Raw genomic sequence first — 19,018 nt, 5'->3', positions numbered from 1 at the left:
AAGAAGGGGAGTATTTTGCCCGTTGAAGAGGCTTAGGCTTTGGGTCTGAGCGTCGGGTGTTGGATCCCGACGCCTGTGCTCTCAGCTGTAGGACCCTATCCATGTCAGAGTTTCGCAAGGCCAGCCGTATTGATGCCATCGAGGTATCAGAGATTTTGCAAATTGGCGCGCGCGCTGCAGAGTTGAAAGAGCAGGGGCGGCCGGTGATCGTCCTGGGGGCGGGGGAGCCGGATTTTGACACCCCGGATGCGATCAAACAGGCGGCTGTTGATGCGATCAGGGCCGGAGAGACCAAATATACTGCCCTGGGCGGCACTACAGCGTTGAAACAGGCGATCAGCGCCAAATTCAGCCGCGACCATGGGTTGGACTATGGGCTGGATGAAATCATCGTCTCAACCGGGGCGAAACAGGTGCTCTACAACGCCTTCATGGCCAGTCTTGAACCGGGCGATGAGGTGATTGTTCCAGCCCCTTACTGGACTTCTTATGTGGATATCATTGCCCTTGCCGGGGGCAAACCGGTGCTGGTGCCCTGCGAGGCTGAGACCGGCTTTCGGATGACCCCGGCGCAGTTGCAACAGGCGCTGACGCCGCGCACTCGCTGGGTTTTGTTCAATTCGCCCTCGAACCCCTCTGGCGCGGCCTATGGGGCCAAGGACTACGCGCCCCTGCTGCAAATCTTGCTGCAGCATCCGGATGTCTGGATCATGGCCGATGATATGTACGAGCATATCACCTATGAGGGGTTTGACTTTGCCACCCCGGCAGCGGTTGAGCCGCGATTGAAATCGCGCTGCCTGACCATCAACGGAGTGTCCAAGGCCTATGCCATGACCGGCTGGCGCATTGGCTATGCGGGCGGCCCCGCTGCGCTGATTTCTGCGATGGCGGTGATTCAGGGGCAGTCGACCTCCTGTGCCTCGTCTGTGTCCCAGGCGGCAGCAGTGGCGGCGCTGAACGGCTCACAACAGATTCTGTCAGAGCGGCGCAGCAGCTTTCAGGCCCGCCGTGATCTGGTGGTTGATGGGCTCAACGCCCTGGACGGGATCAGCTGCCCACGCCCTGAAGGCGCCTTTTACACCTTTGCCAGTTGCGCCGGTGTTCTGGGGCGCCGCACACTAGGGGGTGAAATTCTGGAAACGGATGCGGATTTTTGCGCCTATGTGCTGGAACAGCATGATGTTGCCATGGTGCCGGGGCGGGCCTTTGGCCTGTCGCCCTATTTCCGCATTTCCTACGCCACCAGCACCGCAGAGCTGCGCGAGGCCCTGGCGCGACTGGCGCGGGCGGTGGATCAGCTGCGCTGAAAATCCGGGGCGGTTTATAGCTGCTTTTGCATCAGAATGAGGTCCAGCCATTGGCCCCATTTGTGCCCGACCTGAGGCATAAGACCTGTGCGGGTGAACCCGATGGCACTGTGAAACCCGACTGCCTTTGGATTGGCGCTGCTGATGCCAGCCACCAGCACATGTACCTCCCTGGCGCGGGCGGCCTCTTCCAGCTGGGCCATCAAGGCCCGTCCCAGCCCTCGCCCCTGTGCTTCGGGCAGCAGTTGGATTGAGTGTTCCTGGGTGTGGCGATACCCGGGGCCAGAGCGAAAGGCCCCGTAGGTGGCAAAGCCAAGGGCACGGCCATCACGCTCTGCCAGTAAGAACGGTTTGGGGTCCTCTTGCAGCCGCGTGGCGATTTCTTCGGGCCGACGCTCCTGTGTGGTAAAGGTAAATAAGGTGTCGCGGATCAATGTGTTGGCAATAGCGGCAATGCTGGCGGCGTCCTGCGGCTGGGCCTGGCGAATTTGTACGGGCATTGTCGGGCAGTCCTTGGGGGATCAAAAAGTCAGAGTAATCGGACCATGGCGGGACACAAATCACAAGCGGCGCCTGCGGCGAATTTTTAGGCGCAGCGATGTCTTTTGCACTTAAAGCAATTGAACTTGGCGAGGGCGGGCTTCAAAGATGGGGCACCCAAAGCAAGGAGCCAGAGAGATGCACCGCAACGACATGAAACCAGCGACGATAGCGGCCCAAGCCGCAGGCGCGATTGACATGGCCAGTGGTGGTGTGGTGCCGCCTTTGCAGCCCTCCACCACCTTTGTGCGGGACCGGGACTATCAGCTGGTCAATGAGGGTAACGTCTACCTGCGTTCCCATAATGAGGCGGTGCGGCTTGGCGAAGACATTCTGTCCCGCCTTGAGGGCGCAGCGGATACTCAGCTGTTTCCATCGGGTATGGCAGCCATCGCGGCGGTGTTTCGCACGGTGCCCAATGGCGGTGCGGTGATTGTGCAGTCGGGCATCTATTGGGGCACCACCAAATGGATCCGCGATTTTTGTGTGCGCCGTGACATTACTCTACACGAGGTTGAGGCCAGCGATACGGCGGCTTTGCAGGCGCTCTGCGCGGCGCAGCAGGCGCAGCTCTTGTTTATCGAGACGCCCTCAAACCCCTGGCTGAAAACCGTCGATATCAAAGCGGCTAAAGCCTGCGCGCAGAGTGCTGGCGCCAGTCTGGTTGTGGACAGCACCGCTGCGACCCCGCTGCTGACCCGGCCACTGGAGATGGGGGCGGATATCGTCATGCATTCCGCCACCAAGGTGATCAATGGTCACTCCGATGTGCTGGGCGGGGTGCTGAGCACCCGCGCACGCACCCCGCTCTGGGAGGCGATCTGCATGGATCGCAATGAGGCCGGCGCTGTGATGGGTCCTTTTGAGGCCTGGCTATTGGTGCGCAGCATGCGCACGCTGCCGTTGCGGGTGGAAAAGATGTGCGCCAATGCCATGGCGGTCGCGGAGTTTCTCAGCCAACACCCAGAGGTCGAAGATGTGCTGTACCCCGGCTTGCCCAGCCACCCGGGTCACGCGCTGGCCAGCCGCCAAATGACCGGAGGCTATGGGTTCCTGATGTCTTTTCTGGTCAAAGGTGGTCGCGAGGCGGCGCTGGCGGTGGCAGGGCGGTTGAACCTGTTTCATCGCGCGACTTCGCTTGGTGGGGTAGAAAGCCTGGTGGAACATCGCCACACCATTGAGCCCCATACCGGTATCCCGGAAAACCTGCTGCGGATCTCCATCGGGATTGAAGACGTGGATGATTTGATTTCGGACCTCAATCAGGCCTTGCTGGGGTAGGGCCTCCTACAGGCACGGTGGCATGAGGCGCTTGTTAAGCCGGGCCTCGTTTCAAATAAATCTAGGAACGGCCTGGCGGTGCACCACATTGGCCATCATCGCCGCCAGGGTTGTCAGATCATAGACCGGGCGCTGTAGCGCTGCCTGTAACTGTTGGGCATAGGGGGGGCCGCAACCCCGACCAGATGCGTTGGTGTCAGGCTGTGCTTTGAGGCCATGCTCACTCCCCCGCCATGGGCGACCCTTGTCGCGGCTGGGGGCCGAATTCCATGAGCTTTGGAGCGCATGGGTCAAAGACTGCGTTGACATTGTCCGCTGCGACGCCGGAATAGACCTGCTTTTAGCAGGCCCGGACGCCCATCTGGATGATCTGGCTGCCCTTGATTTTGTAGATGCTGTTGATCCGCTTACGACCCGTCTGCAGGTACCAGGCGTTCAACTGCTGCGGATAGCTGGCGGCAATGAGGCGGCCTGCGGTGCCGGTTTTTGCGAATGGAACCACGCGTTTTGCTCGCTCGCTCATAACTTACTCCTCGCAGTAAAATCTGTGTTGGAGGTCAGAGCTAGAGAGGTGGAATGCGCAGCTCGGGCACAAGATGTGGCGAAAAACGGGTGCTTTTTTCAAATTGATAAGGGTTATTGACGAAGTGTTACTACCCCTGCAGGTGGCTAAACTTCCGCTCAGAAATATTAATGTTTTTCTGATGGTTAACAGGAAAATTTTAGCTTTGAAAGCGCAGTGGTTTTGCGCATTTTCCAGTCTTGACGGCCGTCAACCTCGCAAGCTGCGGGGCCGAGGTTGATCTTGGCGGGTTAAAATAACATAATCCAGATTATTGGATTAAAGTGTGCCGCCGCAAAGCAGCAATGTGACCCTTCGGCAAAGCTGACGTATCACTCTTCCCGCATAAGGCAGTCGGGGTTGTTTTAATCCCCTGACAGTTCAGAATGGATTTGCCATCAAGCGACTTATCAATCTTGCGCGAAATCCTCGATAAGGAGGAACCGTTCCCAAATAATCTGCATGTCCGATGAAAATCCGCTGTTCCGTTCAAAGTAGCCACGATGCCCTGCGCGCCAACCATCCAGACTTTCATCCTCGCCCTCGGCAAGAGCCATGTCTTCGGTCACTTCATCGAACCTGCACTGGATCACCTCAACGGTCTCGATCACAAGAGCTGGAGTGCCGTCCCAGTTGAGACAAATATCGCGCCGGCCGATTTCGGGGGAAGGTTCGCCGTTCTGGAACTCGTGCAGCGCGCTACAGGTTGCCATTTTCTTTCCATTCCGCACCAAGGACAGCAATGCGCTGCATAAAGCGGGAGTATCGCCAAACTTGAATGTCTGGGCCGATGGGTACCGCAGTTTCAACGCTCCTAAGTCTTCGTGCATATTATTTCTTCCTTCTCCAAGCCCGCGAACCCCACATCATCTTTCATAAACTATTCATAATATTAGGTGCTTAGCCTGGTTTCCTCTATTCAGTCTTCGCAGGTAGAGCCGATGGCGGCGCCGCCCACAAGGCTTTTCAATCCTTTGTAGTTTGAGGTCTACCAGTCTTTAAGGTCTACGGGCCGCCAAGCCGTGTGTGCGGATCGGGGTCTTGACCCCGGGAGTTCTGAAAACAATCGCAGATCGGAAAAATAGCAAGGAAATTACTTGCGAAAGGGGTGGATATTGATGCCCAGCTTGCAAGGTTCCGGGTAAATTCAGAGGTGCAACGGGGATCTTTCTATGGGCGAATTTGACAAAGTCTTGACGGCGCTACGACGGCAGTTTCACCAACAGCCAGAGCTTGGCTTTGCTGAGCATCGCACCAAGGCCTGCGTTGCGGAGCGGCTGCGGCAGTTGGGACTTGAGGTCTATGAAGGTGTCGGCGTCATTGGTGTACTGAAATCGGGTGGCGGCAACCGTGCGATTGGGTTGCGGGCCGATATGGACGCCCTGCCTATTCACGAAATCGCAGATCATGATTACGTCTCGCAAAACGCTGGGGTCATGCATGCCTGCGGCCATGATGGTCATATGACCATGCTCTTGGGCGCGGCGGAAATCTTGGCGCAGAGCCGCGATTTTGAGGGCACCGTCGTGTTCATTTTTCAACCAAATGAGGAGCACGGGTTAGGGGCGCAGGCGATGATCGCCGAAGGTTTTCTGGAGCGGTTTGAACTGGAAGAAATCTATGCCATTCACAATCTGCCTGGTGCGCCTGTGGGGCAGGTTTCGACCCGTCCGGGGCAGATTTGCGCCAGCGAAAGCCTGTTTGAGATTACACTAAAGGGTCAGGGTGGGCATGCCTCGATGCCCCATGTTGGGGTGGATGTTATCACTGTGGGCGCGGAAATGGTTCTGGCCCTGCAAACGATTGTGTCCCGCAAACTGGCACCCTCCTCTGGGGCGGTGGTTTCGGTCACCGAATTCATCACCGATGGACAGCGAAACGTGCTGCCCGGTCTGGCGCGGCTCAAGGGCGATGTGCGGGCTCGCCTGCCGCAAGACCGTCTGGCGCTGGAGCGCTTCATGCGCCAGATCACCCGTGGCATCGCAGCCGCCCATGGCATTACCGTCGAGATGAGCTTTGATACGGAGTTCATTGAAACCCTGAATGCCAAAACCCCGACAGAGGCCGTGGTGCGGGTGGCGCGGGCGCTCCAGCTGGAGACGGTCGCCGATCGTCCCCCCATGAGCTTTTCTGAGGATTTTGCCCATTTCAGTGCAGCTATACCCGGCTGTTTTCTGTTGCTGGGCAACGGAGAAAGCGGCGCCCATGGCCAGCCGCTGCATTCCGCTGACTATGATTTTAACGATGCGCTGTTGCCGATTGGAGCTGCCTTCTGGGCAGAGCTGGTCCGTGACCGTCTCCCTAGCCGAAAGACCGCCAATGTTTGATTTTCCTTCTGTCGCAAAACTAGGACATGTTGCAGCCAGAAAACGCGATGGCGATGCCGTGGAGCGGGTTTTGTCGCGTCAGGACTTTGCCACCTCCCGCGCCGAAATCACCCAGTGGCAGGGCTACCAGCCGACGCCATTGGTCTCGCTCACGGCGCTGGCCGCAAAGATCGGCGTTGGGGGCATTCTGTATAAGGATGAAGGTCCCCGGTTTGGGTTGGGCAGTTTCAAGGCGCTTGGCGGATCTTATGCAGCGCAGCGGGTGCTGCAGCGGCAGATCTCGGCGCGTTTGGGGCATGAGGTCTCGTTGGAGGATATCCGAACCGGAACTTACAGATCCGAGGCGGCTGAGATCACGCTGGTTTCGGCCACGGATGGAAATCATGGACGCTCGCTGGCCTGGGGCTGTCAGCGCTTTGGCGCGCCCTGCCGGATCTATATCCATGCGGAGGTGAGCGAGGGTCGCGCCCAGGCAATGCGCGATCTGGGTGCCGACGTGATCCGTATCGCGGGCGATTATGACGCGTCGGTGATTTTGGCCAAGCAAGAGGCGGCGGACAACGGCTGGTTTGTGGTCTCTGATACCTCTTGGGAGGGGTATTCCCAGCCGCCGCGCGACGTGATGGCGGGCTATGGTGTGATGACCCAGGAGATCTGCGACAGCCTGAAACAGGCGCCGACCCACGTGTTCCTGCAAGGCGGTGTTGGCGGGCTGGCGGCGGGGGTTGTTGCAGGCTTGCGGCAACACTGGGGCGCACAGGCTCCTCGGGTGGTGATTGTTGAACCCGAATTGGCGGCCTGCTTGTTTGAGAGTGGCCGCACCGGAGAGGCCACTACTTTTGCCATTGAAACAGAAACCTTGATGGCGGGTCTGTCCTGCGGTGAGCCCTCGGGCATGGCCTGGGAAATCCTGTCCGAGGAGGTTTCGGATTTTCTGACAATCCCCGAGAGTCTGGTGGCCCCCTCGGTGCGTCTGTTGGCGCGCCCCCTGCCCGGGGATACGGCGATTGAGGCTGGCGAAAGCGCTATTGCCGGCCTGGCAGCGCTGATCGCGGCGCGCGAGGACGCGGACCTGTCGCGAAAGCTGGGGCTGACGGGGGAGGCGCGGGTGTTGTTGATTGGCTCCGAAGGCGTCACCGACCCTGCCATTTTTGCCCAGATCATGGGGGAAAGTGATGCTACTTAAGGCACCAGAACGCGGTTTTGAGCTGGCAGAATTTGAGGCCCGGACGCAAAAGGCGCAGGCGCTGATGGCGGAGCAGCACCTGGAAGGTCTGTTGCTGATGAGCGAAGCAGATGTGCGCTATTTCAGCGGCTTTCACACCCTGTTTTGGCAAAGCCCCACGCGGCCCTGGTTTTTGTTTGTCCCGGCAGCAGGAAAACCCATCGCGGTGATCCCTGAGATTGGCGCCGCGTTGATGCGGCAAACCTGGATCGAAGATATCCGCACCTGGAGCGCGCCTGCCCCGCAGGATGATGGCATCAGCCTGCTGCGCGATCTCCTGGCGCCCTTGGCGCAGCGCAATGCCCGCCTTGGGATCCTAAAGGGCCACGAGACCGCGCTGCGGATGCCTTTGGGAGATTGGGAACGGCTGATGCAGGCCCTGCCGGGACTACAGCTGGCGGATGCGACGGGCTTGGTCCAGGGGCTGCGGATGGTGAAATCCGCGGCGGAGATCGACAAACTGGCCCATATTTGCGCCATTGGCTCTGCCAGTTTTGACCAGGTGCCAGCGCAGGTTTCGCAGGGTATGCCGCTGGAAGAGGTGTTTCGCACCTTTCGCCGCGAAGCCCTGGCGCAAGGCGCGGATGATCTGCCCTACCTGGTGGGCGGCGCCGGCCCCGGAGGCTATATTGACGTGATCTCGCCACCGTCACGTCGGCCGTTGCAGGCGGGCGATGTCTTGATGCTGGACACTGGTGCCACCTGGGATGGCTATTTCTGCGACTTTGACCGCAACTTTGCCATTGGATCAGCAGATGCCGCCGCCTGTCGTGCCTATGATGTGTTGTGGCGGGCCACCGAAGCGGGACTTGCGGCAGCACGACCCGGCAATAGTTGCCGGGATTTGTTTCTGGCCATGCAAGGCGTGATTGCAGAGCTGGACGATCAGGGGGGCGATATTGGCCGACTGGGACATGGGCTGGGGATGCAACTGACAGAACAGCCCTCGCATGCGAGTTTTGACCAAACCGAGCTGCAGGCCGGCATGGTGCTGACGCTGGAGCCCTCGCTGTGCTACGGGAACAGTCTGATCATGGTACATGAGGAAAACATCGTCATTCGACCGCAGGGGGCGGAGCTGCTAACCACCCGCGCCGCGCCGGAATTGCCGGTGATCTGATCGCAATCCACTGGGTCAAAGCGCAAAAACGGGTTGTTCTTTGACCGTGTTCTGCGCTTTATCAGCGCATGGACGACAAAGATGTGGAAATACTGAAGCTGATGCAGGGAAACACCCGGCTGACCGCAGATGCCCTGAGCGCCGAGGTTGGCCTGTCGCCGCCTGCGGTGCAAAAGCGGGTTAAGCGGCTGCGCGACTCTGGTGTTATTCAAAGCGAAATCGCGGTCCTGTCTCCGGCCAAACTGGGTCGAGAGATGACAGTGATCGTTGAGGTCGTTTTAGAGCGTGAAAGCCGGATGCATCTGGATGCCTTTAAGCAGCGGATGCGATCAGCGCCCCAGGTACAACAGTGTTATTACACCACTGGTGAGGCTGACTTTATCCTTATCGTGGTTACGAAAGACGTCAAAGAATATGAGGCGTTTACCCAGGAATACTTTTTTGATGAAGCCAATGTCAGCCGGTTCAATACCTCGGTGGTGATGGACCGGGTCAAGGTTTCGTTGGATATTCTTTAACCCCCGTTGGCAGCAAACTTGATTGCCGGACCGGCGGGCACCACCTGAGCATGTCTCAAGCTTTGGGCGCGGAGTTATCCTGCAATGCTACGTGCAGGATCTGCGACAGCCGGGCCTTGTTCATCGGTTTTTGCAAGAAAAAATGACCCTGGCCAGAGAGCGCTTCCAGGGTTGTCTCATCCTGGCTATGGCCTGACATCAAAACCACCTTGATCTGTGGAAAGCGGCGGGCCAGGCGCTTCACAAATTCCACACCGCTTTCGCCACCTGGCAAAACCACATCCGCAAGAATTAGCGCAGGCAGCGTCCCCTGCGAGATCACTCGCATGGCCATGGCCGCATCGCTTGACTCCGTCACGCGGTAGTTGAGTGACTCCAGCATGCCGCGCAGGGTGCTTTGAACCGCGCCGTCGTCTTCCAGCAGGTGGATACTCTCTCCGTTTCCAGTAATCGGAGCCAGTGTTTTTGATCCGGGCTTTGCCGCAGGCTCCTGAGCGGCGCGGGGCAGGAAAAGAGAGGCGCTGGTGCCGGTTCCGGGCTGACTACGCAGGGCGACACCGCCGCCGGATTGCTGTGCAAAGCCATAGACCATGGACAGGCCGAGCCCGCTGCCCTGTCCGGTCTTGCGGGTGGTGAAAAAAGGCTCATAGGCCCGGTTTAGGGTCTCTGATGTCATGCCTTCGCCAGTATCGTGCACCAGGATTTCAACATAATTCCCAGGCTGTAAACTGTGCTCACCCCCTGGTAGAGGGAGGGGGGCAGTAATCTGGTGGTTCTGACAGGAGATCTCTACCGTGCCGCCCCGCGGCATGGCATCGCGGGCGTTGCACGCGAGGTGCAGGATTGCGCTTTCCACCTGCGTGACATCGGCGTGAACGGACCATGTCTCGTCGGCTATCTTGGTTTCGATACAGATGCCGTCTCCGAGGTTTTGTAACAGGGTATTGTTCATGCTGGCGATCAGCTTGGACAGGTCCACTGGTGTGGGGCGAAGGGTCTGCCTGCGGGAATAGGCCAGCAGGTGGCGGGTTAGATCGGCGCCGCGCAGGGCGGCCGTTTTGATGGCGGTTATCAGTTCCTGATTGGTGTCCTGGGCCATGTTCAAAAGTTCGGCATTGCCTAGGATAACAGTGAGCAAATTGTTGAAATCATGTGCAATACCGCCAGAAATCTGGCCAATTGCATCGGATCTATGGGCGGCAAGAAGCGAGGCTTCGAGATCTTTTCTTTCGGTGATATCCGTCAGAATACCGGCAGAGCGGGTGGCGCGGCCGTTCGGGTCCGCAATAGATTTGCCTAGGGCATAAAACCAGCGATAATCGCCTGACCCGGTTTTGAGCCGGAATTCCTGCCGAAAGGGCACATCCGGCTCTTGCAGGTGGCGTGTCATTTCAGCCTTAAAAGAGGTGACATCCTCAGGGTGCAGAGTTTTAAGGGCACCGTTTTCGGCGGTCCTGTCTAGAAAGGTGTCAGCGTCAAAATCGGGTTCAAGCTCCAGTGCCTGCAGAAAACTTGGTGAGAGATAAAGGTGATTGTGCTTTAGATCCCAATCCCAGACTGCCGCGCTCTGAGTGGCCAGGGCATAGCGCTCTTCGCTGGTGTCGAGCCTCCGGGTGCGGTCTTCGACTTTCCGTTCCAGCTGGCCGTTCAGCGTCTGCATTTGCAGTTGCAGGGCATTTTGTTGTGTGACGTCTTCTTCGCTGATGATCGTCGCAAAGGCCCCGGTAATTGGATCCCGTCCGCGCCTGGCCAGAATCCGGTGCACACGCGCGCCATTTTGGGTCCAGACCAGCTCTTCCAGATCCAGGCTTTTGCCGTTGGTGGCCGTTTCCAGCAACTGCACAGCGACATTCGGGTCTTTCAGGCGGCTGGCCATGTCATTGCCGTTTAGGCCTGGTCTCGCGGGGCCATAGCAGGCAAACGCCGCAGGGTTTTGTGCCAGCAATTGCCCCTCGGCGGAAAAGGTGCTGACCATCAATGCCGAGGCTCGGGTCGCTTCCAGGATCCGCAGGGATCCCGCGTCCACGATGCTGTCGACAAATTGTTTAACCTCAATCAAAACAGCATTTGTGCCCTGATTTATGGTGACCGGCAGGAAAGACAGGATGACGCTTTTGGGTTCGTCATTGGGGTAAAGCGTCCATGTGTCCTGGATACGTTTTTGGCCAGGCCCATTGCGTACGACCTGCCGTAATCGGGTGCGCACCATGTCGCTGTCCATGGAAAAATCACGCTGTAGCAGGTCGTCCAGGCTTTCGGCTTCCCAAAACAATATGCCAGCCGCGTTTGCCCACCAGATCTTATGATTGTCGACGTCAAAGACCCAAATCGGCGTGGCCAATTGCTCAAAATGACCCAAGCTGTCTTGAGTCGCAAAATGTGAGACTGCGCAAGAACTCTTCATACTGACTAAAGTACCATGGCTAAAAACTGAAGCAGTTGTACACTTCTGTTCTTTTCAACCCAAGCAAATTTGACACCCTTAGGCGTTTCCTGACCTGCGGCAGTTTGTTTATGGCGCGTCGTGGGCAGTTTTGACCCGGTAAGCGGTCGCTTTTGCCCAGCTGGCGCGCCTATACAGGCAGACAAAAAGGCCTTATGATTGTGCTTAAATAAGAAGGCGCAGAGCTTATGAAGGCAACATTCCGGGACGTCAAAGCGGATATCATGGGCAAGATTGTCTCGGGAGAATGGGCCCCCGGGGGGCTGGTGCCCAATGAGCTGGATCTGGCCGAGAGCTATGGCTGCGCCCGCGCCACCGTCAACCGTGCCATGCGGGAATTGGCGGACGAAGGCGTGGTCGAGCGCCGCCGCAAGGCGGGCACCCGTGTTCGTATGGCGCCGCTGCGCCAGGCCCGGTTTTCCATTCCCATCGTTCGCGCCGAGATCGAAGGCCAGAACTCTACCTACCGCTATGCGCTGATCAGCCGGGCGGTGATGGACGCGCCCCATTGGCTGCGCGCGCGTCTACAACTGGCGCAGGGCGCATCGGTGCTACACCTGACCTGCATGCATTATGCAGATGGGCTACCCTACCAGTTTGAGGATCGCTGGATTTCATTGTCGATATTGCCCCAGGCAGGCGATGCGGATTTCAGCGAGCTGGGACCAAATGAATGGCTGGTTTCAACGGTGCCATTTTCCGATGCCGAAATTGCCTTTTCTGCGACCGCGGCGACGGCGGATCTGGCAGAGTTCCTGAGTTGTACACAAGGCGAGGCCCTGTTCATGGTCGAGCGCTCGACCTGGCTCAAGGGAGAGGCGATCACCTTTGTGCGCCAGACCTTCCGTCCCGGTCACCGGATGACGACGCGGTACTAAACCGCGCCGCCTGTTTGCTATTTCTGGTGCTATTTCAAAATGCCCGGTAAGCGCAAATTATGGACGCGGGCGCAGGTCTTGGCCTCCTCATAGCCGGCATCTGCATGGCGCATCACACCCGAGGCCGGATCGTTCCACAACACGCGTTCCAGCCGTTTGGCGGCCGCGTCCGTACCATCGGCGCAGATCACCACACCGGAGTGCTGGGAAAAACCCATGCCGACGCCGCCGCCGTGGTGCAGTGAAACCCAGGTGGCCCCCGACGCCGTATTGGTCAGCGCGTTCAACAGCGGCCAGTCCGACACCGCGTCCGAGCCATCCATCATTGCTTCGGTCTCGCGGTTGGGGGAGGCCACCGAGCCAGAGTCCAGGTGGTCGCGGCCAATCACCACCGGCGCGCTCAGCTCGCCATTTTTGACCATCTCGTTAAAGGCCAGCCCCGCCCTGTGGCGATCGCCCAGACCGATCCAGCAAATTCGCGCGGGCAAGCCCTGAAAGGCAATGCGCTCCTGCGCCATATCGAGCCAGTTGTGCAGATGGGTGTTGTCCGGAAACAGCTCTTTCATCTTGGCGTCGGTTTTGCGGATGTCTTCGGGATCACCGGACAGGGCCACCCAGCGGAAGGGGCCGACGCCGCGACAAAACAGGGGTCGGATATAGGCGGGTACAAAGCCGGGGAAATCAAAGGCGTTCTCCAGCCCTTCCTCCAGGGCCATCTGACGGATATTGTTGCCGTAATCCACGGTGGGAATACCCATGGCATGGAATTTGCACATGGCCTCTACCTGCACCCGCATCGAGGCCCGCGCCGCCTGTTCCACTGCTTTTGGATCGCTTTCGCGCCGGGCTTTCCACTCTGCCATGGTCCAGCCCTGGGGCAGGTAGCCGTTGACCGGATCATGGGCCGAGGTCTGGTCGGTAACCAAATCAGGCCGCATGCCGCCGGTCTCGCTGCGGCGCAGCAGTTCGGGGAAGATATCGGCGGCGTTGCCCAGCAGGCCGACAGTTTTTGCCTCACCCGCTGCGGTCCAACGGGCGATCATTTCCAGGGCCTCGTCCAGGCTGTCGGCCTTTTCATCCAGATATCTGGTGCGCAGGCGGAAATCGATGCTGTCAGGATTACATTCAATTGCCAGACAGCAGGCCCCGGCCATCACAGCCGCCAGTGGCTGGGCGCCGCCCATGCCACCCAGGCCCCCCGTCAGGATCCATTTGCCAGCAAGGTCGCCGCCATAATGCTGACGACCTGCCTCGGCAAAGGTTTCATATGTACCTTGCACGATGCCCTGGGTGCCGATGTAGATCCAGGACCCGGCGGTCATCTGGCCATACATCATCAGGCCCTTTTTATCGAGTTCGTTGAAGTGATCCCAATTGGCCCAATGGGGAACCAGGTTGGAGTTGGCAATCAAAACACGCGGTGCGTCTTCATGGGTTTTGACAATGGCCACCGGCTTGCCCGACTGCACCAGCAAGGTTTCATCGGCTTCCAGATCCTTGAGGCTGTCAACGATAAGGTCAAAATCCGCCCAGGTGCGCGCTGCGCGTCCAATGCCGCCGTAGACCACCAGTTCATGCGGGTTTTCCGCCACATCCGGGTGCAGGTTGTTCATCAGCATGCGCATTGCCGCTTCGGTCAACCAGCTTTTGGCGGTGATCTCCGGGCCGGTGGGTGGGTAGATGTCGCGGGTATTCTTGCGGGGATCGGTCATGTGTTTCCTCCGGTCATCGGTGCCCAGCTGGCCAGGCGGGTGAGAATGGTGTTCAGATGCGCGCGCAGGCGCGTTGCCTTGGCGGCGTCAAAGCTCCAGGGCGCCGTCTCAGCGTTGAGATAGGTGCTTTGCGCAAGTTCCATCTGGATAGCGTGCAGCCCTTCCTCTGGGCGACCATAGTGCCGGGTGGTCCAGCCGCCCTTGAAACGTCCGTTCAAAACAGAGCTGTAGCCCTCTGCCGCGGCGCAGGCGGTGACCACGATGTCCTCGATGGCGGGATCGCAGGTCGTTCCCATATTGGTGCCGGTGTTGAAATCCGGCAGGGTGCCGTCTAACAGGAAGGGGATGGTGCTGCGGATCGAGTGGCAATCATAGAGAATGGCAAAGCCATGCTGGGCCTTTGCCCGTTCCAGCGCGGCCGCTAGGGCGGCATGATAGGGCGCATGATAGGCCTGACGGCGGGCTTCGATCTCTGCTGCACCGGGGTCCTGGTTCCAGATGGGGTGACCGTCAAAATCCGTCAGCGGCACCAGCGTGGTGGTGTTTTGACCAGGATAGAGCGACACCCCCGATGGATCCCGGTTGGCGTCGATGACATAGCGGTGGAAGGTGGCGCGGACGGTGCTTGCCCCCTCTAAAATCCCATCATAGAGCCTGTGAATGTGCCAGTCGGTATCATCCAGCCCCCTGCCCCGTGTGTTCAGCTGTGCCTCTACCTCGGGCGGGACATAGGTGCCTGTATGGGGCAGCCCCAGCACCACGGGGCTGTCGCCGTGGGTGATTTCAACCGGACCTGTCATGTCGACAATTCCGGCATGGGGATCTGGCTGCAGCCGGCAATTTCGCCGCGCATGACCAAGGCCGATGCGGCTTCGATGTCGGGGGCGGTGTAGCGGTCATCGCCAAGCGGTGGCACGGTCTGGCGCAGCTTGGCCATCACCCGTTGCAGCGGCGCACTGGTGGCCAGCGGTGCGCGGAACTCGACGCCCTGGGTGGCGCAAAGCAGCTCCACCCCGAGGATGCGTTCCAGGTTCACCAGCATCTGCCCCAACCGGCGCGCCCCGTGGGCGGCCATTGAAACGTGATCTTCCTGATTGGCAGAGGTCGGCGTGCTGTCGGTGACGCAGGGATTGGCCAGGTGTTTGTTCTCGCTCATTAGCGCCGCCGTGGTGACCTCGGCGATCATATAACCCGAGTTGAGGCCGGGGTTGGGCGTCAGGAAGGGCGGCAGATCGTGGCTCAGCACCGGATCGACAATCAGCGCGATGCGCCGTTGGGCGATGGCACCAATCTCGGCAATGGCCAGCGCGATCATATCGGCTGCAAAGCCAACGGGTTCGGCGTGGAAATTCCCGCCCGAAACAATCAGATCAGCCCCCACCAGCACAAGCGGGTTGTCAGTGGCAGCGTTGGCCTCGATCTCCAGCGTCCGCGCCGCCTGTCGCAGCACATCCATGGCGGCGCCAACCACCTGAGGCTGGCAGCGAATGCAATAGGGATCCTGCACGCGGGCGTCGTCTTCGCGGTGGCTTTCGCGGATCACCGACCCCTCCAACAGGGCGCGCAGGGTGGCGCCGGCCTCGATCTGGCCGCGATGGCCGCGCAGGCTGTGGATTTCGGGCTGCAGTGGCGCGGTGGATCCCATGATGGCATCCGTGGTCAGCGCTGAGGTGACCAGCGCGCTTTGCGCCGCAGCCCAGGCACCAAACAGGCCAGCCAGGCCAAAGGCGGTTGAAAATTGGGTGCCATTGATCAGCGCCAGGCCTTCTTTGGGACCCAGCTCGATCGGGGTGAGACCTGCCGCCGCCAGCGCCGCCGCACCAGACATGACAGTGCCGCCAAACTCTGCCTCAGCTGCGCCCATCATCACGGCGGCCATATGCGACAGCGGTGCCAGGTCGCCTGAAGCGCCAACCGAGCCCTGCGCCGGAATAACCGGGGTAACGCCTGTCGCCAGCATTGCCTCCAGCAGGTCGACGACCTCCAGCCGCACGCCAGATGCGCCGCGCCCCAGGCTGAGCAGTTTCAGCGCCATCATCAACCGGGCATGGGCGCGCGGGATCGCAGGCCCGACGCCACAGCAATGGCTGAGGATCAGGTTGCGTTGCAGGGTGGCGGTGTCCTCTGCAGCAATCTTGACGCTGGCCAATTTGCCAAAGCCGGTGTTCACCCCGTAAACAGCGGTGTTTCCGGCGGCAGCGGCAGCAATGCGGCTATGAGCCAGTTCAATGGCCGGACGGCAGGACGCGTCCAAACGTATCGCACATTCTTCGCGGAAAACCCGTTCAAGATCGGCGAGGGAAACATCGCCGGGGGGCAGGGTTAGGATCGGGGTCTGGGGGGTCACAACTGGCCTCCAAAAATACGGGTATGAAGCGGGTTAAAGCCGATGCGATAGGCCAGCTCTGCCGGGTGGGCGACATCCCAGATGGCGAGATCAGCGCGATTGCCGACCGCAAGTGTACCGCAATCTGATAGGCCAAGCGCCCGGGCGGCGTGGCTGGTGACACCGCGCAGAGCTTCTTCGGGGGTCATGCGAAACAGGGTACAGCCCATGTTCATCGCCAGCAGCAGCGAGGTCATTGGCGCCGAGCCGGGATTGCAATCCGTTGCCAGCGCCATTGGTACGCCTGCTGTGCGCAGCAGATCAATTGGCGGCATTTGTGTTTCGCGCAGGGTATAGAATGCACCGGGCAGGATCACGGCCACTGTGCCCGCCGCTGCCATGGCGGCAACCCCGTCGCTGTCGAGGTATTCGATATGATCTGCAGATAGCGCGCCGTAGCTGGCAGCCAGTTTGGCACCGCCCAGATTGGACAGCTGCTCGGCGTGGAGCTTCACCGGCAGGCCCAGGGTTTTGGCCAAATCAAAGACCCGCGCGATTTGTGCTGGCGAAAAGGCGATGCCCTCGCAAAAGCCGTCAACCGCATCAACCAAGCCTTCGCTATGGGCTGCGCGCAGCGCCGGGAGGCAGACCTTGGTTATATAGCCGTCGGCATCCTCAGCGTACTCAGCGGGCACTGCATGGGCGCCTAGGAAGCTGGTCACCACCCGGATGGGCCGGTGATCTGGCAGCGCGCGGGCGGCGCGGAGCATGTTCAGCTCGGTTTCGAGATCCAGACCATAGCCGGATTTGACTTCAATTGTGGTGACGCCCTCTGCCAGCATGGCGTCAACGCGGGGCAGTGTCTGGGTAATCAGCTCTTCTACGGTGGCGGCGCGGGTTGCAGTGACGGTGGAAATGATACCACCGCCTGCCCGCGCGACCTCTTCGTATGAGGCCCCGTTGAGGCGCAGTTCGAATTCCGCCGCGCGATTGCCGCCATGCACCACATGGGTGTGACAGTCGATCAGCCCGGGGGTGACCAGCCGATTACCCAGTGAAGTCGCCTTGACCCCGGCATAGCGGGCGGGGAGCTCTGCCTGGCGGCCAATCCAGGCGATTTTCCCTGCAACCACCGCAATGGCCGCCGCCTCAATCAAGCCATAGGGCGCAAGGCCATCGGCCAGGGTGGCGGCGCGAAGCTCGGTGTAGACGTGATCTTCAGTCTGCATGGCGACCTCTGCAATAGTTCGATTTCCTCTTTTCTAGTACAAATCAATATGCCATATGTCTAGACATAAAATGAGGTGAAAAATGACGGGACTCTTTGCTAAACGCGCACTTTTGACGACTGGCTGGGCCGAGCAGGTGCGCTTGACCCTGTGCGAAGGCAAGATATCCGCGATCACAGTAAACGCGCGACCAGAGCAGGATGACTGCCAGGTCGACAGCCTTTTGCCGGCCCTGGCCAATCTGCACAGCCACAGCTTTCAGCGGGCGATGGCAGGGATGACCGAGTACCGAATGGCGGGGCGGGACAGCTTTTGGACCTGGCGTGAGCTGATGTACCGGTTTACCGCCCATCTGAGTCCGGAACAGATCGAGGCCATTGCCGCACTGGTGTTTCTGGAAATGCAGGAGGCAGGCTATGCTTCGGTTGGAGAGTTCCATTATCTGCATCACCAAATAGACGGCAGCGCCTATGACAATTTGGCGGAGCATTCGGACCGGATCATGGCGGCGGCGGCTCAAACGGGCATTGGACTGACACATCTGCCGGTGCTCTACAGCTATGCCGGGGTGGGCAAGGTGCCGTTGGAAGCTGGCCAGAAGCGGTTTGGTAATGATGCCGACCAGTTCTGTAAACTGGTGGAGCAGGCGCGCCGCGCTGCATCTGCCCTGCCCGCCGATTATCAGGTTGGCATCGCGCCGCATTCTTTGCGGGCCACGGCGCCGGATGACCTGGCGCGGGTCTTGCAGGTCCAGCCTGCGGGTTGCCCGGTGCATATTCACATCGCTGAGCAGCCAAAAGAAGTGCAGGAGGTGCAGGCCGGGCTTGGTGCGCGCCCGGTTGAATGGCTGCTGGCCAATACCCCGGTGGATCAGAACTGGTGCCTCATCCATGCCACCCATATGACCCAGGCAGAGACCCGCGCAATGGCGGCGTCTGGTGCGGTGGCGGGCCTTTGCCCGATTACCGAGGCCAATCTTGGTGATGGTCCCTTTAACGGGGCCACTTATCTGGAAGCTGGTGGCGCATTTGGAGTTGGCTCGGATTCAAATGTATTGATCTCGCTTACCGAAGAGCTGCGCACGCTGGAGTATTCGCAACGCCTGCGGGATCTGTCGCGCAATGTTCTGGTGCAGGGAGAGGGCTCGGTGGGGCGGGCGCTGTATGCTGGGGCTGCCAAAGGCGGGGCACAGGCCTTGGGTCGGGTTGCGGGTGAGATTGCGGTGGGAAAATGGGCGGATTTGGTTGCCGTTGACAGCACCCACCCATCGCTGTGCGCCCTGACGGATACACAGCTGTTGGATGGGCTTGTTTTTGCCGCCAAGGATGAGGTGGTGACCGATCTGTGGTCAGCCGGCCGTCATTGTGTCCAGGCTGGACGCCATGTCGCGCGAGATCAGATTCTGGCGCAGTACCGCAGCGCCATTTCCGGCTTGTTGGCTCAGATGGGCTAGGCCTGAGCTGCACGCGATATCTCCTTGCGCGCTTGATGCGGCCGATTTCACGCATGGCAAGTGCCAGCTCGTGCTGACGCGGATAGGCCGCAAA

General features: G+C 59.7%; 16 protein-coding genes. 8 read left to right on the top strand and 8 right to left on the bottom strand.

The genetic code is table 11. The annotated features are described in order from the left end of the window. Positions 1-101: 101 nt before the first annotated feature. A complete protein-coding gene (locus tag N1037_22875; GenBank protein ID UWS81980.1) occupies positions 102-1,310 on the top strand; it encodes a pyridoxal phosphate-dependent aminotransferase in 1,209 nt (402 codons plus the stop codon). 14 nt (positions 1,311-1,324) lie between these two features. Here the strand turns inward: N1037_22875 and N1037_22870 are convergent, their stop codons facing one another. Further along, on the bottom strand, positions 1,325-1,810 hold the full coding sequence (locus N1037_22870; GenBank protein ID UWS81979.1) for a GNAT family N-acetyltransferase: 486 nt from the start codon (positions 1,808-1,810) through the stop codon (positions 1,325-1,327). A gap of 178 nt (positions 1,811-1,988) precedes the next feature. Between N1037_22870 and N1037_22865 the strand changes: the two genes are divergently transcribed. Then, positions 1,989-3,131, top strand: coding sequence for a PLP-dependent transferase (locus N1037_22865; GenBank protein UWS81978.1), 1,143 nt, complete (start codon positions 1,989-1,991; stop codon positions 3,129-3,131). Between the two features lie 340 nt (positions 3,132-3,471). On the opposite strand, the gene N1037_22860 is transcribed toward N1037_22865, so the two are convergent. Further along, complete coding sequence (locus tag N1037_22860; protein UWS81977.1) at positions 3,472-3,654, bottom strand: hypothetical protein; 183 nt, start codon at positions 3,652-3,654, stop codon at positions 3,472-3,474. 449 nt (positions 3,655-4,103) lie between these two features. Beyond that, positions 4,104-4,523, bottom strand: a complete 420-nt coding sequence (locus N1037_22855; protein UWS81976.1) for an ASCH domain-containing protein — start codon at positions 4,521-4,523, stop codon at positions 4,104-4,106. Between the two features lie 342 nt (positions 4,524-4,865). On the opposite strand from N1037_22855, the gene N1037_22850 reads away from it, so the two are divergent. The 4 genes from N1037_22850 (at position 4,866) to N1037_22835 (ending at position 8,883) form a co-directional block, all read left to right on the top strand. Then, on the top strand, positions 4,866-6,020 hold the full coding sequence (locus tag N1037_22850; protein ID UWS81975.1) for an amidohydrolase: 1,155 nt from the start codon (positions 4,866-4,868) through the stop codon (positions 6,018-6,020). Next, a complete protein-coding gene (locus tag N1037_22845; GenBank protein UWS81974.1) occupies positions 6,013-7,206 on the top strand; it encodes a diaminopropionate ammonia-lyase in 1,194 nt (397 codons plus the stop codon). Before N1037_22850 ends, N1037_22845 begins: the two co-directional genes overlap by 8 nt. Then, the gene (locus tag N1037_22840; protein ID UWS81973.1) at positions 7,196-8,365 is read left to right on the top strand and encodes a Xaa-Pro peptidase family protein; all 1,170 of its coding nucleotides are present in this window, start codon (positions 7,196-7,198) and stop codon (positions 8,363-8,365) included. The genes N1037_22845 and N1037_22840 overlap by 11 nt, the downstream gene beginning before the upstream one ends. 68 nt (positions 8,366-8,433) lie before the next feature. Further along, entirely contained in the window at positions 8,434-8,883 is a 450-nt protein-coding gene (locus N1037_22835) for an Lrp/AsnC family transcriptional regulator (protein ID UWS81972.1), read from the top strand. A gap of 55 nt (positions 8,884-8,938) precedes the next feature. Here the strand turns inward: N1037_22835 and N1037_22830 are convergent, their stop codons facing one another. Then, positions 8,939-11,224: a response regulator gene (locus tag N1037_22830; protein UWS81971.1), complete on the bottom strand. Its 2,286-nt coding sequence runs from the start codon at positions 11,222-11,224 to the stop codon at positions 8,939-8,941. Positions 11,225-11,514: 290 nt separating this feature from the next. Here N1037_22830 and N1037_22825 point away from each other — a divergent pair, with 290 nt between their 5' ends. Beyond that, on the top strand, positions 11,515-12,204 hold the full coding sequence (locus tag N1037_22825; GenBank protein UWS81970.1) for a GntR family transcriptional regulator: 690 nt from the start codon (positions 11,515-11,517) through the stop codon (positions 12,202-12,204). A gap of 29 nt (positions 12,205-12,233) precedes the next feature. Here N1037_22825 and N1037_22820 read toward each other — a convergent pair whose 3' ends face one another. The 4 genes from N1037_22820 to hutI are packed head-to-tail and all read right to left on the bottom strand — an operon-like array spanning position 12,234 to position 17,471. Then, positions 12,234-13,916 (bottom strand): urocanate hydratase, encoded by a 1,683-nt coding sequence (locus N1037_22820; GenBank protein UWS81969.1) that lies wholly within the window; start codon positions 13,914-13,916, stop codon positions 12,234-12,236. Next, entirely contained in the window at positions 13,913-14,716 is an 804-nt protein-coding gene (gene hutG, locus N1037_22815) for an N-formylglutamate deformylase (GenBank protein UWS81968.1), read from the bottom strand. Before hutG ends, N1037_22820 begins: the two co-directional genes overlap by 4 nt. Continuing rightward, positions 14,713-16,245, bottom strand: coding sequence for a histidine ammonia-lyase (gene hutH, locus N1037_22810; protein UWS82033.1), 1,533 nt, complete (start codon positions 16,243-16,245; stop codon positions 14,713-14,715). Before hutH ends, hutG begins: the two co-directional genes overlap by 4 nt. A 14-nt stretch (positions 16,246-16,259) precedes the next feature. Further along, positions 16,260-17,471: an imidazolonepropionase gene (gene hutI / locus N1037_22805; protein ID UWS81967.1), complete on the bottom strand. Its 1,212-nt coding sequence runs from the start codon at positions 17,469-17,471 to the stop codon at positions 16,260-16,262. Between the two features lie 82 nt (positions 17,472-17,553). Here hutI and N1037_22800 point away from each other — a divergent pair, with 82 nt between their 5' ends. Next, complete coding sequence (locus N1037_22800) at positions 17,554-18,924, top strand: formimidoylglutamate deiminase (GenBank protein UWS81966.1); 1,371 nt, start codon at positions 17,554-17,556, stop codon at positions 18,922-18,924. Positions 18,925-19,018 lie beyond the last annotated feature (94 nt).

Origin of the sequence: Phaeobacter sp. G2, assembly GCA_025163595.1 — a bacterium.
Taxonomy (GTDB): domain Bacteria; phylum Pseudomonadota; class Alphaproteobacteria; order Rhodobacterales; family Rhodobacteraceae; genus Pseudophaeobacter.
This window is presented reverse-complemented; position numbering and strand designations above follow the sequence as displayed.

What these genes read in the sequence shown, in the direction of transcription:
- N1037_22875 (UWS81980.1), top strand. Translation starts at nt 102, where the DNA reads ATGTCAGAGTTTCGCAAGGCCAGCCGTATTGATGCCATCGAGGTATCA.
- N1037_22870 (UWS81979.1), bottom strand. Translation starts at nt 1,810, where the DNA reads ATGCCCGTACAAATTCGCCAGGCCCAGCCGCAGGACGCCGCCAGCATT.
- N1037_22865 (UWS81978.1), top strand. Translation starts at nt 1,989, where the DNA reads ATGCACCGCAACGACATGAAACCAGCGACGATAGCGGCCCAAGCCGCA.
- N1037_22860 (UWS81977.1), bottom strand. Translation starts at nt 3,654, where the DNA reads ATGAGCGAGCGAGCAAAACGCGTGGTTCCATTCGCAAAAACCGGCACC.
- N1037_22855 (UWS81976.1), bottom strand. Translation starts at nt 4,523, where the DNA reads ATGCACGAAGACTTAGGAGCGTTGAAACTGCGGTACCCATCGGCCCAG.
- N1037_22850 (UWS81975.1), top strand. Translation starts at nt 4,866, where the DNA reads ATGGGCGAATTTGACAAAGTCTTGACGGCGCTACGACGGCAGTTTCAC.
- N1037_22845 (UWS81974.1), top strand. Translation starts at nt 6,013, where the DNA reads ATGTTTGATTTTCCTTCTGTCGCAAAACTAGGACATGTTGCAGCCAGA.
- N1037_22840 (UWS81973.1), top strand. Translation starts at nt 7,196, where the DNA reads ATGCTACTTAAGGCACCAGAACGCGGTTTTGAGCTGGCAGAATTTGAG.
- N1037_22835 (UWS81972.1), top strand. Translation starts at nt 8,434, where the DNA reads ATGGACGACAAAGATGTGGAAATACTGAAGCTGATGCAGGGAAACACC.
- N1037_22825 (UWS81970.1), top strand. Translation starts at nt 11,515, where the DNA reads ATGAAGGCAACATTCCGGGACGTCAAAGCGGATATCATGGGCAAGATT.
- N1037_22820 (UWS81969.1), bottom strand. Translation starts at nt 13,916, where the DNA reads ATGACCGATCCCCGCAAGAATACCCGCGACATCTACCCACCCACCGGC.
- hutG (UWS81968.1), bottom strand. Translation starts at nt 14,716, where the DNA reads ATGACAGGTCCGGTTGAAATCACCCACGGCGACAGCCCCGTGGTGCTG.
- hutI (UWS81967.1), bottom strand. Translation starts at nt 17,471, where the DNA reads ATGCAGACTGAAGATCACGTCTACACCGAGCTTCGCGCCGCCACCCTG.
- N1037_22800 (UWS81966.1), top strand. Translation starts at nt 17,554, where the DNA reads ATGACGGGACTCTTTGCTAAACGCGCACTTTTGACGACTGGCTGGGCC.